The following is a 13,943-nucleotide window of genomic DNA, read 5'->3' as shown; positions in this document are numbered from 1 at the left end:
TGAGGTGAGCCGCCGAAGCGGTTGCGGAAGGACGGTTTCATGAATGTGATCGTGATCGGTGCGGGCATTGCCGGGCTTTCGACGGCGTGGTCGCTGGCCAAGGCCGGTCACCTCGTCTCGATCGTCGAGCAGGGACCGATCCCCAATCCGCTCGCCGCCTCCGGCGATCATCATCGCATCATCCGCCGCGCCTACCGGGCCGGAACGGGCTACGGCCGGCTGATCACCGAAGCCTACGAGGCATGGGATGAGATGTGGGCCGATCTCGGCGAAAGCCATCTCGATCCGCGCGGCTTCATCTGTATTTCGCGCCAGCCGGGAGATGAGGCGGAGGAATACCGCGAAGGCATGGAAGCCGGGAACTACCCGTTCGAATTGTTCGAGCCGGATGCCGCTGTCGAACGCTGGCCGTTCCTAGAACCTGGTTCATTCCGCTATGCGTATTTTTCGCCGGACGGCGGCGCGCTGCACTGCCGCGAGATCGCTGCCGGCCTCGCCAGGTGGCTGCGCGCGAACGGCGCCAATGTCTACGAAAACAGCAAGGTGGTCGAGATCGACGCCGAGGCCGGGCATGTCGTGCTGGCGGGCGGCGAAACGATGCAGGCCGACCGGATCGTCGTCGCTGCCGGCGCCTGGGTGCTAAAACTGTTCCCGGAGCTGGATGGCGAGCTGAAAACCTGGCGCACCGCGCTCGCCTATGTCGAACCGCCGACGGACCTGAAAGCGGTCTGGCAGGCAGCACCGGTCGTCCTCAACATCGGCGGCACTGTCGACGGCTACGCCATCCCGCCCTCGGGCGGGGCCGGCATGAAATTCGGCTCCGGCCTGCACAGGGTGCCGACCAGCGATGCCGACTGGAACCGTCAGCCGGTGCCGGGCGAAGGCGAGGCGATCCGCAACCTGTTTTCGCCGCCGATTGCCCGTATCGAGGAGTACAAGGTCACCGAAGTGGTCACCTGCGCCTACACCTTCACCGCCGACGAGAAATTCCTGGCTCACCAGAAAGGCAGATGCCTGGTCGTCTCGGCCTGCTCCGGCCACGGCTACAAGTTCGGCGCGGCAGTCGGCAGAAGGGTTGCGGCCTGCGTCGGCAACGGCGATGTCGACGGCCTGAAGAAATGGCTCAGGGCGGAGGTGGCCTGAGCGCTAATACTGGCAATGCCTCGGAATATGCGCGCGGCGCCAGCTGGATGAGCCCTCCCTGACCACCACGCGGCGGGCCACTGTCTGATAAGACGCCGGAATGTCGATGATGCGCCGTTGCTCCGGCCGCACCAGCACTTCTTCGGCGACGTCCTCGTACTCGGCGGGGAGGACAACGCGCCGCCGGCGTTCCGGCTCAACCACGACGATTTCGGCCACGCGTTCATAGCGCGCCCTGTGCCTGACCTTGCACAGCACCTTGCGGCCATCGATGATGCGCCATTCCCAGGAATAGCCGCCGTCATCGACCCTCACGGTGCGGTAGATAGTGCGGGTGATGGCGGGCACGATCTCGTAGCTGACGCGCGCCGGTGCGATCTGCACCACGCGCTCGCGCGTCCCGTAGATTGGCGCCTCGTATTCCACCTGCTGGCCGGCTGGGCTGACGAGCACGTCCTCGTAGACGGTGTCGTAGACGGCCGGCCGATTGACCTGCTCATAGCATTCGACCGCGCGTCCGCCGGCCGCCGTTTCGGACGCCATGCCGAATACGGCGATGCTGGTAAGGGCCAAGGATGCAACTTTCTTGATCATCGCACTCCCCCTGTTTGAACTGCGTGAAGCGAGTTCAACGTTGAATTGTAGGGTAAGCCGTGGCCGGAAAAAGCGGTTTCACCACTTTTCGTTAAGCGATGCGGTTAAGAAACTGCTAAACAACGGCCAAGCATGAGCGCCCCTTCCCACGGCAGAAGAGGGGCTGCCGGCACGGCGACAGGCGAAACTGGTTTGGAAACCTTGATTCGACTTAACCGGATGGCTAGGAGAGGCGGCCTTGCGCTAGGGTGAGCCGGCATCCTATTTACACAATAACGATCCAGAACCGATTCTGCCCGATTGCAAATCTCCGGCGCCGGAATCCCATCCTCAAAAAGGGATAGTCCATGAAGAACCCCGTCGAAACCTACATGAACCTCGTTCCGATGGTGGTCGAACAGACCAATCGCGGCGAGCGGGCCTACGACATTTTCTCGCGGCTCCTCAAGGAGCGCATCATTTTCATCACCGGCCCGGTCGAGGATGGCATGGCGACGCTGGTCTGCGCGCAGCTGCTGTTCCTCGAGGCGGAGAATCCGAAGAAGGAAATCAACCTCTATATCAACTCGCCCGGCGGCGTCGTCACCTCCGGCATGGCGATCTATGACACGATGCAGTTCATCAAGCCTCCCGTGTCGACGCTCTGCATCGGTCAGGCCGCCTCGATGGGCTCGCTGCTCTTGACGGCGGGCCACAAGGACATGCGCTTCGCCACGCCGAACGCCCGCATCATGGTCCACCAGCCTTCCGGCGGCTTCCAGGGCCAGGCTTCCGACATCGAGCGTCATGCCCAGGACATCATCAAGCTGAAGCGCCGCCTCAACGAGGTTTACGTCAAGCACACCGGCAAGAGCTACGATGAGATTGAAAAAACGCTCGACCGTGACCATTTCATGACTGCCGACGAGGCCAGGGATTTCGGCCTCATCGACAAGGTCATTTCGTCACGTGAGCCGGTCGAAGGTATTGCCTTATAGGCCCGCGGTGGCCCCGCGGTGGCAATGAGTGGCGGGATCACGCGCTTTTGGCGCAGCTTGCGGCATTTCGGCCACAATTGGCTGTTCCCTCGACGGGTGCAATTGCCTACGTTAAGGCTATGTTGATTTTCGACGGCTTAGCTTTGCGTGGGGTTGTTCGAATCATTGCCCCGTTTTCCGATTTGTGTTTCGTACGGAATGCGTTGCGGGAGCCGGGGCACTGGCGGCAGCGGATTCCCGCGATAGATTGAATATGCGCCCTTTCAACCAGACCATCGGCGGGCGGCCATGAAAGGACAGGAAAATGAGCAAGGTCGGCAACAACAGCGGTGATTCCAAGAACACGCTTTATTGCTCGTTTTGCGGCAAAAGCCAGCACGAAGTGCGCAAGCTGATCGCCGGGCCGACGGTGTTCATCTGCGACGAATGCGTCGAACTGTGCATGGACATCATCCGCGAGGAGAACAAGACCTCGATGGTGAAGTCGCGCGAGGGCGTGCCGACCCCGCAGGAAATCCTCAAGGTTCTCGACGACTACGTCATCGGTCAGCCCTACGCCAAGCGCGTGCTGTCGGTGGCCGTCCACAACCACTACAAGCGCCTCGCCCATGCCGGCAAGAACAACGACGTCGAGCTGGCGAAGTCGAACATCCTGCTGATCGGCCCGACCGGTTGCGGCAAGACGTTGCTGGCGCAGACGCTGGCCCGCATCATCGACGTTCCCTTCACCATGGCCGACGCGACGACGCTGACCGAGGCCGGCTATGTCGGCGAGGACGTCGAGAACATCATCCTGAAGCTGTTGCAGTCGGCCGACTACAATGTCGAGCGCGCCCAGCGCGGCATTGTCTATATCGACGAGATCGACAAGATCTCGCGCAAGTCGGACAACCCCTCGATCACCCGCGACGTCTCGGGCGAGGGCGTGCAGCAGGCACTTTTGAAGATCATGGAAGGCACCGTTGCCTCCGTGCCGCCGCAGGGCGGCAGGAAGCATCCGCAGCAGGAATTCCTGCAGGTCGACACCGCCAACATCCTGTTCATCTGCGGCGGCGCTTTTGCCGGCCTGGACAAGATCATCTCGGATCGCGGCAGGAAGACCTCGATCGGTTTCGGCGCCATCGTCGCTTCGCCCGAGGATCGCCGCACCGGCGATGTTTTCCGCCTGGTCGAGCCTGAGGATCTGTTGAAGTTCGGCCTCATTCCCGAGTTCGTAGGCCGTCTGCCTGTCTTGGCGACGCTGGAGGATCTCGACGAGCCGGCACTGATCCAGATCCTGACCGAACCGAAGAACGCGCTGGTCAAGCAGTATCAGCGGCTGTTCGAGATGGAGAATGTTGACCTGACCTTCCACGAGAACGCGCTGTCGGCGATCGCCAAGCGCGCCATCGAGCGCAAGACCGGCGCGCGCGGCCTGCGTTCGATCATGGAAGCGATTCTGCTCGACACCATGTTCGAGCTGCCGGCGCTCGAAGGCGTGCGCGAAGTGGTTATTTCGGAAGAGGTGGTGTCAGGCAACGCCAGGCCGCTCTACATCTATTCCGAGCAGAAGGAAAAGAAGGGCAACGTCAGCGCCTGACGTGAGCCGGCAATGGATTTTTCTGAAACGGCGCCGCGGGGCGCCGTTTTGCTGTCGCACACCGCGTACGGCGCCGCGTAATGGCTGCGGATTGGAGGGACGGACCGTGTTGACCCTTGATCTTTACCCGCCGTGCCTCCAACTAAAGGCAGAAGGCCGTGGTGCCGAATTCTGTGCTGTAAAACTCCCGTCACAAACGGTGGTAGGCGGAACGATCCCCGGTCGTTAATATGAGATTCGCGGTTGGCCGATTGGCGGCCGCGACATGAAAGGTTGGACAATGGCCAAATTATCCAAGGCTCCCAGCGACGGCGTCTTCGCAGTCCTCCCACTGCGCGACATCGTGGTGTTCCCGCACATGATCGTTCCGCTCTTCGTCGGGCGTGAAAAGTCGATCAAGGCGCTGGAAGAAGTGATGGGTCAGGAAAAGCAGATCCTGCTTGCGACCCAGATGAATGCCGCCGACGACGATCCGGAGCCCGATGCCATCTTTGACATCGGCACGCTCGCCAATGTGCTGCAATTGCTGAAACTGCCGGACGGCACCGTGAAGGTGCTGGTCGAAGGCGCCTCGCGCGCGAAAATCGTTGCGTTCACCGACCGTCCCGACTTCCATGAAGCCCGTGCTGCGGCGCTGGTCGAACCGGAGGAGGAAGAGGTCGAGGTCGAGGCGCTGGCCCGTTCCGTCGTCACCGACTTCGAGAACTACGTCAAGCTGAACAAGAAGATCTCGCCCGAAGTGGTGGGTGCCGCCAGCCAGATCGACGACTATTCCAAGCTCGCCGACACGGTCGCTTCGCATCTTGCCATCAAGATCCCCGAGAAGCAGGAGATGCTCGCCACGCTTTCCGTCAAGGAACGGCTGGAGAAGGCGATGGGCTTCATGGAAGCCGAAATCTCGGTGCTCCAGGTCGAGAAGCGCATCCGCTCGCGCGTCAAGCGCCAGATGGAGAAGACGCAGCGCGAATACTACCTCAACGAGCAGATGAAGGCGATCCAGAAGGAGCTCGGCGAAGGCGAGGACGGCCGCGACGAGGCCGCCGAGATCGAGGCGCGCATCAAGAAGACCAAGCTCTCCAAGGAGGCCCGCGAAAAGGCGGAAGCCGAACTGAAGAAGCTGCGGACGATGTCGCCGATGTCGGCTGAATCGACCGTCGTGCGCAACTATCTCGACTGGCTGCTGTCGATCCCGTGGGGCAGGAACTCCAAGGTCAAGCAGGATCTGGCCTTTGCCCAGAACGTGCTCGATACGGATCATTTCGGCCTCGACAAGGTCAAGGACCGCATCGTCGAATACCTCGCCGTGCAGAGCCGCCAGAAGAAGCTGAAGGGGCCGATCCTGTGCCTCGTCGGACCTCCCGGCGTCGGCAAGACCTCGCTCGGCAAGTCGATCGCCAAGGCGACCGGTCGTGAGTTCATCCGCATGGCGCTGGGCGGCGTGCGCGACGAGGCCGAGATCCGTGGTCACCGCCGCACCTATATCGGCTCGATGCCCGGCAAGGTCATCCAGTCGATGAAGAAGGCGAAGAAATCCAACCCGCTCTTCCTGCTCGACGAGATCGACAAGATGGGCCAGGATTTCCGCGGCGATCCGTCATCGGCTTTGCTCGAGGTGCTCGATCCCGAGCAGAACTCGACGTTCATGGACCATTACCTCGAGGTCGAATACGACCTGTCGAGCGTGATGTTCGTGACGACGGCGAACACGCTGAACATCCCTGCGCCCTTGATGGACCGCATGGAGATCATCCGTATCGCCGGTTACACCGAGGACGAGAAGATCGAAATCGCCAAGCGTCACCTGATGCCCAAGGTGATCCGCGACCACGCGTTGCAGCCGAAGGAGTTCTCCGTCGGCGAGGACGCGATCCGCGGCATCATCCAGACCTACACCCGTGAAGCGGGCGTCAGGAGCCTGGAGCGCGAGCTGATGAAGCTCGGGCGCAAGGCGGTGACCGAGATCCTGAAGACGAAGAAGAAGACGATCAACATCACGGCGGACAATCTTGCCGATTACCTTGGTGTTCCGCGCTTCCGCTTCGGCCAGGTCGAGAGCGACGATCAGGTCGGCGTGGTCACCGGGCTCGCCTGGACGGAAGTCGGCGGCGAGCTGTTGACGGTGGAAGGCGTCATGATGCCCGGCAAGGGCCGCATGACGGTGACCGGCAATCTGCGCGACGTGATGAAGGAATCGATCTCGGCGGCGGCCTCTTACGTCCGCTCGCGGGCCATCGATTTCGGCGTCGAGCCGCCGCTGTTCGACAAGCGCGATATCCACGTGCACGTGCCAGAAGGCGCAACGCCTAAGGACGGACCGTCGGCTGGCGTGGCGATGGCGACGGCGATCGTCTCGGTGTTGACCGGTATCCCGGTCAAGGCCGATGTGGCGATGACCGGCGAGATCACGCTGCGCGGCAGGGTGCTGCCGATCGGCGGCCTTAAGGAAAAGCTGCTTGCCGCACTGCGCGGCGGCATCAAGAAGGTGCTGATCCCGGAAGAGAACGCTAAGGATCTGGCGGAGATTCCGGAGAACGTGAAGAGCGGCATGGAAATCATTCCGGTCTCACGCGTTGGTGAAGTGTTGCGCCATGCGCTGGTGCGCATGCCGGAACCGATCCAGTGGGTCGAACCCGTCAATGCGCCGGCCGTGGTCGATGTCGGAGACGAGGCTGGTAAATCGCTGGCGCATTAGTTCTTGCTAAAGTTGCAATGCACAAAGAGAGAGCCGGGCCTTGAGCCCGGCTTTTTCATGTGAAGAACCCCGGATTTCCGGGCTTTTTTCGACTTTCTTGGCGCTTTTCGACTTGGTTGCCGGAGCGCTTCTTTCTAAAGTCCGTTTCCTGCCGGATGAGTCGAGTGTTCCGGTTTTCTCATGGAAGGGAATTTTTATGAACAAGAACGAACTGGTGTCCGCTGTCGCCGATGCCGCGAGTATTTCGAAGGGTGACGCGCAGTCGGCGGTTGATGCGGTGTTTTCCGTCATCACCGGCGAACTGAAAAAGGGCGGCGATGTCCGGCTTGTCGGCTTCGGAAATTTCACCGTGTCAAAACGCGCCGCGTCGACCGGCCGCAATCCGCAGACCGGTGCGGAAGTGAAGATCCCGGCGCGCACCGTGCCGAAGTTCTCGGCCGGCAAGGGCCTCAAGGACGCGGTCAACTAAGCGCCTCCTTAAGTCTTTCAGAGAAAAGAAAAGCCGGCATATCCGGTTTTTCTTTTCTGTGCCCGCGGTGTCGTTGGAAAAGGCGGCGCTATGCCGTCGGCGCATCCGTGCGCATCAAGCCTTCTGTCTTGAGATCGGCCCACAGCGCTGATGGCAGCTTCGCGTCGAGCAGCGAGCGATTGCTTTCGACTTCGCCCGGCCGCTGGCCACCCGGGATTACCGACACGACCGAAGGATGCAACAGCGGGAACTGCAGCGCCGCCTCGATCAGGCGCACGCCGTGGCGCTTGCAGACGGCCTCGATGCGGGTGACGCGGTCCATGATATCCTGCGGCGCTTCCGAATAATTGTAGTAGGCGCCGGGCTTCGGCCCGGTTGCCAGAATGCCGGAATTGTACGGCCCGCCGAGAACGATGCCGATGCCGCGTTGCTGGCATAGAGGCAGGAAAGACTGCAGCGCCTCCTGCTCCAGCAGCGTATAGCGCCCGGCAAGCAGAAACAGGTCGAAATCGCCGCGCTCGGCCAGCGTCTGGGCAACCGGCCACTCATTGATGCCGCCGCCGAACGCCTCGATTACGCCCTGGTCGCGCAGTGCCAGCAATCCATAGTAGCCGGAGCTCATGAATTCCTGGATGCGCTGGTCCGAGGCTTCCTTGCTGCCATGAGTGAAGATATCGACATCGTGCACGAAGAGGATGTCGATGCGGTCGACGCCGAGCCGTTCCAGCGAGGCTTCGAACGAGCGCATGACGCCGTCATAGCTGTAGTCGTAGACCTCGCGGCGCGACGGCGTGTCGAAGAACTTGCCGATGCCGGTGCGCTGTTCCGGCGGGCAGGCGCGCATGATGCGCCCGACCTTGCTCGACAGCACGTAGTCGTCGCGCCTCTTCGAACGCAGGAACGGATTAAGCCGCGTTTCTGCGAGGCCGAGCCCATAGAGCGGTGCTGTGTCGTAGTAGCGGCAGCCGACCCGCCATGCCGCCTCCAGCGTGGCATTGGCATCCTCATCGGACACGGCGCGATAGAGATTGCCGAGCGGCGCGGTGCCGAAGCCGAGCTCGGTGAAGTTGATGCCGCCATTGCCGATGCGGTCGAAATGCCGTGTCTTCATATGCTGTCGTTTCCTCATTTACGATTTGCCGTGACACTATCACGGCTGTAGCGCATCAAAAGCACTGCGTGTCGTTGGACACCAATTTTCGCGGTGATAGCATGAATGAAAACAAGCTGTTCGGGGCAAATGTGACTGAGATGTTCATGTGGTTCTCCGGTACCTGCAAGCTGGTGCAAATGTCATGACGGACGACGGCGAAAACCTGTTTGGGATTGCGCTGAGCGAGCTTGGCACCGTGCTGGAGCGTATCAACGAAAGCCGCATTGACGCGGCTTGCGCCATCTTGGCCGGCGCGAAAAAGATCGTCACCTATGGCTGCGGCCGCGAGGCGCTGCAGGTCCAGGGTTTTGCCATGCGGCTCTACCATCTCGGTCTGCCGGTGTCGGTCGTCGGCGACATGACCACGCCGCCGCTGGGCGCGGGCGATGTCTTCCTCGCCAGTTCCGGCCCGGGCGAGACATCGACGGTGCTGACCTTGATGCGGGTCGCGCGCGAGGCCGGTGCCGTCGTCCTGCTGCTCACCGCGCAAGCCGACAGCACTGCCGCGAAGCTGGCCGACTTCACGCTGCTTATCCCGGCTCAGACCATGGCCGACGACCAGGGTCCGGAAAAGACATCCGTCCTGCCGATGGGCTCGGTGTTCGAAGGCGCGCTGTTCGTCCTCTTCGAAGTGATGGTGCTGAAGCTCAGGGATCTGACCGGCGTCTCGCCGGAAGCGATGCGCGCCCGCCACACCAATATGGAGTAGGTGTCATGCGCTACGAACTGATGCTGCCGCACCATATCCGCAAGGCGATCGCCGAGAACCGGCCGGTCGTGTTGCCGCTCGGTGTGCTCGAATATCACGGCGAGCACATGGCCGTCGGCATGGACACGCTGGCCGTGGTCAAGAGCCTGGAACTGTTCGAAACGGAGGCCGAAATCGTCATTCTGCCGCCCTTCTATTACGGCGCGGCAAGCTATGCCGTTGCGGCGCCGGAAGGCAGCGGCTCGGTGCAGGTCGGCGGCAATGTGCTGGCGCCATTTGCGGAAGAATTGTTCTACAGCTTGCTGCGCATTGGCTTCCGCAACATCCACGCCATCATTCACCACCAAACCGAGAATTTTGCTGCCGGCATGCCAACCGATCTCGCCTTCAAGGCCGCCGGCCGACAAGCGATCTTCCGCTTCCTGGAGAAAGAACGCGGCGAAGGCTGGTGGGGCTCTGCGGCGATGGCTGACTATTATGCCGAGCACGCCGAGGGCAGCAATTTCTTCAACTGGGTACAGGTGCATCCGCTGATGCCGGCTTCAATGCACAGCCAGTACCCGTTCGACCATGCCGGCACCGGCGAGACGTCACTCATGCTGGCGCTGTGCCCGGAAGCGGTGGATGCGGGCCGCTTCGCCGACAACACCGGCTGGTACACGGCAAGTGCGCCCGAAGCCTCGGCGGAACTGGGGCAAAAAGGGGTTGCCATGATCCTCGATCATTTGCGGGCAACACTTTTGGGTTAGTGCGGTTTTTCCTTCTCCCGGCGCAGTTATTTCACCGCGCCCGCGGTCATGCCCATGATCAGGTAACGCTCGAGCGCGATCCCGATGACGGCGAGCGGTGTGATGGCCGCGGTGGCAAGCGCTGCCATCGACCACCAGTTGATGCCTTGTGAGCCGGTCTGGCTCGCCACCATGACAGGAATGGTCTTGGCATCGGTCGAGGTCAAAAGCGCGGCGAAGAAATACTCGTTCCAGCACAGCACCATCGCCAGGATGAAGGCGGCGACCATGCCCGGCAGCGCGATCGGCATGACAATGCGCAAGAAGGCGCCCCAGATCGACAGGCCATCGACGAGTGCTGCCTCCTCCAGCTCGACAGGGATCGAATTGAACTGGTCGCGCATGATCCAGATGACGATCGGCAGCACCATCAGCGTGTAGAGCAGGATCAGCCCGACGCGCGTGTCGAGCAGGCCGACTTCCCGGTAGAGCACGAGGAAGGGCAGGGCCAGTACCACCGGCGGCAGGATCAGCTGCGACAGGAAGAAGAAGGAAATGTCCTCGTTCCTGAACCAGGCGAACTTGTAACGATAGCGGGTCAGCCCATAGGCGGCGAGGCTGCCGATGACGATGGCCAGGGTCGACGCGCCGACCGAAGTGATGACCGAATTCATGAAGCGCTTGATGAATTCGTCGCGCACCGTCGACGTCCGAAAGATCGAGTCCGGCGACAGGCCAAGCGAACGCCAGCCCTTCCAGTCGGGTTTGAAATCGACGAACGGGATCAGATGGCCCTGGGTGACGTCGACCGCGGTCTTGAACGAGGTGGTTATCGTCCAATAGATTGGGAACAGGCAGATGAAGGCCCAGAAGATGAGGGCACCGTAGATGAAGACGCGGTTGGCGAAGAACGCCGCCGGCGAGCGGATTTCGGAGGCGGCAAAGTCGGTGGTTTGAACGCTCATCTTGCCGGCCCGATCAGTTGACGTTGCGCACGAAGCGGCTGGCGAATTTCAGCAGCCAGGTCACGAAGACAATGATGATGACCAAATAGGCCATCGCCAGCATCGTGCCGTAGCCGACATTCGAGCGGTCGCGATATTCGCGGTAGATGAAGCTCGACACCGAATCAGTCGCGCCGCCCGGGCCGCCGGAGGTGACAGTGATGATGATATCGGCGAGCTTCAGCTTGAAGATGATGCGCAGGATGACCGCCGTCACCGACACCGGCAGCATCAGCGGGAAGGTGACTTGCCAGAAAGTCTGCCAGGCGGTGGCGCCATCGACACGCGCCGCCTCGAGCACCTCGCGCGACATCGCCTGCAGGCCGGCGAGCAGCATGATCATCATGAACGGGATGAACGTCCAGGCATCGAGCACCATGATCGAAATGCGGGCGGTGATCGGATTGGAGAAGAAGGCCGGGTTTTCCCAGCCGAGATGCCGCGCCAGCGTTGCGGCGGGCCCGAAGCGGTATTCCATCAGCGACTTGCCGATCATCCACGACACAGCCACCGGCGACAGCATCAGGGGCATGAGGAAGACGACGCGGAAGAATTTTCGCGCCCGGATCTGCGCGTTGAGCAGCAGCGCCAGGCCAAAGGCGATGACATATTCGACGAACACGGCCAGCACGTAGAGCACCATGTTGAACAGGGCGTTGCGATAATAGGCGTCGTTCAGCATCTGCCAGAAATTGTCGAGCCCGTTGAACTGCCGGCCGCTGAAGGAACTGAGGTTCCAGTCGGTCAGCGCGATGTAGAAGCCGAACAATGTCGGGAAGATCACCATGGCAATGGTGAACAGCAGCGCCGGCAGCAGGAACAACGCGCGCTGGCCATTCTCGCCGCGCGTCAGCACCTGGCCGATGCCGAGCGCGACACCCCACAGCACATAGGCGTAGACCACCGGCCGCCACGTCTCGAAGCCGATAGTGTCGACATCGCTCTTGTAAAGGATCTGCAGCGCAATCACCGCCAGAAGGCCTAGCGTTGCAGCAGCCATCAGCGCCCAGCCAAGCCGTTTGCGGCTCCGCGGTATCAGGTCGGATGGCACGGCGCCTGCCGGCCATTCACTTGTCGACAGAGTCTGGTCAGCCAGGGTCCGGTCAGCCACGCGTCTTGCCCGTTCACAGGAGGCTCGATGACCGGCCGAGCCGGTCGAGGCCAAGTCGGTCAAGGGGAGGTCCGGCGGCTGTACGCCGCCGGACCAAGTTTCACTATCTCAACCTACATGCCGAGTGAGGCCTTGTAGAGCTTGATCTGGTTGTCGCGGCCGATCTGGTCGGTCAGCTTCTCCCAGGCGGCTGCGATGGCGTCGGCGCCTTCCTGCGCCTTCATCTTGCCGGCAAAGGTGTTGGCCAAAATGTCCTCGGCGGCGCTGTAATACTGGAAGATGCCGGGGATACGCGGCTCGATCGCCGCGTTCGGATGGTTGTAGCTGTCGGCTTCCGACTTCAGATACGAGGTGATGAACGCCTCGTCGTAGCCCGCCGCCACCCATTCCGGAATGTTGAAATGCGAGTTGCGATAGGGCTGGAAACCCGACGGATAGGCCGCGCACCAGAGCGACAGGTCCTTGCCGCCGAGATGGGCGGCGGCAGACCAGGCCGCCTTCTTCTTCTTTTCGTCGCCGTCGACGCGGGCCATGACATAGACGCCCCAGCCGAGATAGGCGCAGTTCGGCGCATGGTTCGGCCCGCTGGCGAGCTTGTCCCACTGGCCGGTCTTGGAGTTGTAGACATCGTCCGAGCCCGGCAGGATCGAGAAGCCGGTGATGTCGCCGACGACCGAGGAATCGTTGGTCTTGACGTTCGAACCGACGTCGCCCCACCAGGTGACCATCGAACCGGTGCCTGCCAGGAATTGCTGGAAGGCGGTGGTATTCGGGTCGGCGTTGATCTGGTCGGCAGGTTCGGAGGGCAGGGCATCGATGACGTCCTGGATCGCCCGCACCCATGCCGGATTGTTGACGCGCGGCTTCATCGTGTCGGCATCGAACAGCCATGCCTTGTCATCGGGATGCTTGGCGTAGGCGCTGGCGCGGCTGCCGAGGAAATAGAAGCCGAAACCGCCCCAGGGCTTGGGCGCATCGAGGTAGCCAAAGACATCCTGGCCGTTCACCTGCTTGCCCTTGAGGAATTTCGTCACCGCCTGCACCTGCTGCCAGGTCTTCGGCACGCCCCATTCGCCTTCTCCGCCGCCGTCCTTCCAGGCTTTGGCGAGGTCGGCATCGGCGAACACGTCGGTGCGGTAGTTGAAGTTATGCGCGTCGCCGTCAACGGTGACGCGATATTGCTTGCCGTCCCAGGTGCCGACCGGCGGCTGCAGATAGGCCACGACGTCCTTCATGTCGATCTGGTCCTTGACCCAGTCCGGCATCTCGGAGGTGAGACCCTTGCCGCAGACGTCGCCTTCGAACGGTGCTCCCATTTCGATGATGTCGAAATCGACGGTGCCGGTCGCAATCGACTGCTGCAGGCGGGCGTTGTAGTCAGCCTGCGCCAGGTCGATCCAGTTGATCTTGGCGCCGGTATAGGTCTCCCACGGCTTCAGGAAGCCGCGAAACAGCACATTGTGCAGGTTCTGATTGTTGAGGCCCATGAAGGTGAGTTCGACACCGGCGAATTCGCCTTCCTTGACATTGGCCTTGGTGGCGCCCAGGCAAAGCTCGCCGACCTGCTGGAAATCGGCATCGGTCGGCTGACCCTTGCCGACGCCCGGGATCTGCAGGATCTGCGCGCGCAGGTCATCGGCGGCCGCAGCCGGGCGCGTCAGGGCACCAAGTCCGGCGCTTGAGGCCGCGGCGAGGGCGGCCATGCTGGCCGCTCCCTTCAGCACGTCGCGGCGGGTGGCCCCGGCGCGGACAAGTTGGTTATAAAGGCTGACTTTCATCTCGTT

12 protein-coding genes are annotated in these 13,943 nt (G+C 61.8%); 7 read left to right on the top strand and 5 right to left on the bottom strand.

Annotation, left to right across the window (positions count from 1 at the left end; all coding sequences use genetic code 11):
• Nucleotides 1-39: 39 nt before the first annotated feature.
• Nucleotides 40-1,143 (top strand): NAD(P)/FAD-dependent oxidoreductase, encoded by a 1,104-nt coding sequence (locus NKH37_RS19900; RefSeq protein ID WP_353005505.1) that lies wholly within the window; start codon nucleotides 40-42, stop codon nucleotides 1,141-1,143.
• A gap of 3 nt (nucleotides 1,144-1,146) precedes the next feature.
• Here the strand turns inward: NKH37_RS19900 and NKH37_RS19895 are convergent, their stop codons facing one another.
• Nucleotides 1,147-1,737 carry a hypothetical protein gene (locus NKH37_RS19895; RefSeq protein WP_352724743.1) on the bottom strand — a complete coding sequence of 197 codons (591 nt, stop codon included), beginning with the start codon at nucleotides 1,735-1,737 and terminating at the stop codon, nucleotides 1,147-1,149.
• Between the two features lie 347 nt (nucleotides 1,738-2,084).
• Here NKH37_RS19895 and NKH37_RS19890 point away from each other — a divergent pair, with 347 nt between their 5' ends.
• The 4 genes from NKH37_RS19890 (at nucleotide 2,085) to NKH37_RS19875 (ending at nucleotide 7,454) form a co-directional block, all read left to right on the top strand.
• Nucleotides 2,085-2,714, top strand: a complete 630-nt coding sequence (locus tag NKH37_RS19890) for an ATP-dependent Clp protease proteolytic subunit (RefSeq protein WP_353041296.1) — start codon at nucleotides 2,085-2,087, stop codon at nucleotides 2,712-2,714.
• 304 nt (nucleotides 2,715-3,018) lie between these two features.
• A complete protein-coding gene (gene clpX / locus NKH37_RS19885; RefSeq protein WP_006332719.1) occupies nucleotides 3,019-4,293 on the top strand; it encodes an ATP-dependent Clp protease ATP-binding subunit ClpX in 1,275 nt (424 codons plus the stop codon).
• A 280-nt stretch (nucleotides 4,294-4,573) separates the two neighbouring features.
• On the top strand, nucleotides 4,574-6,985 hold the full coding sequence (gene lon / locus NKH37_RS19880) for an endopeptidase La (RefSeq protein ID WP_023674656.1): 2,412 nt from the start codon (nucleotides 4,574-4,576) through the stop codon (nucleotides 6,983-6,985).
• A gap of 196 nt (nucleotides 6,986-7,181) precedes the next feature.
• Nucleotides 7,182-7,454, top strand: coding sequence for an HU family DNA-binding protein (locus tag NKH37_RS19875; RefSeq protein WP_006201846.1), 273 nt, complete (start codon nucleotides 7,182-7,184; stop codon nucleotides 7,452-7,454).
• 88 nt (nucleotides 7,455-7,542) lie between these two features.
• Here NKH37_RS19875 and NKH37_RS19870 read toward each other — a convergent pair whose 3' ends face one another.
• Entirely contained in the window at nucleotides 7,543-8,565 is a 1,023-nt protein-coding gene (locus tag NKH37_RS19870) for an aldo/keto reductase (RefSeq protein ID WP_352789589.1), read from the bottom strand.
• Between the two features lie 184 nt (nucleotides 8,566-8,749).
• Here NKH37_RS19870 and NKH37_RS19865 point away from each other — a divergent pair, with 184 nt between their 5' ends.
• Both NKH37_RS19865 and NKH37_RS19860 read left to right on the top strand, forming a co-directional pair.
• Nucleotides 8,750-9,316 carry an SIS domain-containing protein gene (locus NKH37_RS19865; protein WP_023717330.1) on the top strand — a complete coding sequence of 189 codons (567 nt, stop codon included), beginning with the start codon at nucleotides 8,750-8,752 and terminating at the stop codon, nucleotides 9,314-9,316.
• A gap of 5 nt (nucleotides 9,317-9,321) precedes the next feature.
• Nucleotides 9,322-10,065 carry a creatininase family protein gene (locus NKH37_RS19860; RefSeq protein ID WP_352857142.1) on the top strand — a complete coding sequence of 248 codons (744 nt, stop codon included), beginning with the start codon at nucleotides 9,322-9,324 and terminating at the stop codon, nucleotides 10,063-10,065.
• A gap of 26 nt (nucleotides 10,066-10,091) precedes the next feature.
• Here NKH37_RS19860 and NKH37_RS19855 read toward each other — a convergent pair whose 3' ends face one another.
• From NKH37_RS19855 to NKH37_RS19845, 3 genes are all read right to left on the bottom strand, one after another.
• A complete protein-coding gene (locus tag NKH37_RS19855) occupies nucleotides 10,092-11,009 on the bottom strand; it encodes a carbohydrate ABC transporter permease (protein WP_352456619.1) in 918 nt (305 codons plus the stop codon).
• Nucleotides 11,010-11,022: 13 nt separating this feature from the next.
• Nucleotides 11,023-12,144, bottom strand: coding sequence for a carbohydrate ABC transporter permease (locus NKH37_RS19850; RefSeq protein WP_352640092.1), 1,122 nt, complete (start codon nucleotides 12,142-12,144; stop codon nucleotides 11,023-11,025).
• Nucleotides 12,145-12,272: 128 nt separating this feature from the next.
• The gene (locus NKH37_RS19845) at nucleotides 12,273-13,937 is read right to left on the bottom strand and encodes an ABC transporter substrate-binding protein (protein WP_023717335.1); all 1,665 of its coding nucleotides are present in this window, start codon (nucleotides 13,935-13,937) and stop codon (nucleotides 12,273-12,275) included.
• Nucleotides 13,938-13,943 lie beyond the last annotated feature (6 nt).

The sequence above is a fragment of the Mesorhizobium sp. M1217 genome, assembly GCF_040318275.1.
Taxonomy (GTDB): domain Bacteria; phylum Pseudomonadota; class Alphaproteobacteria; order Rhizobiales; family Rhizobiaceae; genus Mesorhizobium.
The sequence above is the reverse complement of the archived record's forward strand: the minus strand, read 5'-3'. Positions and strand labels throughout refer to the sequence as shown.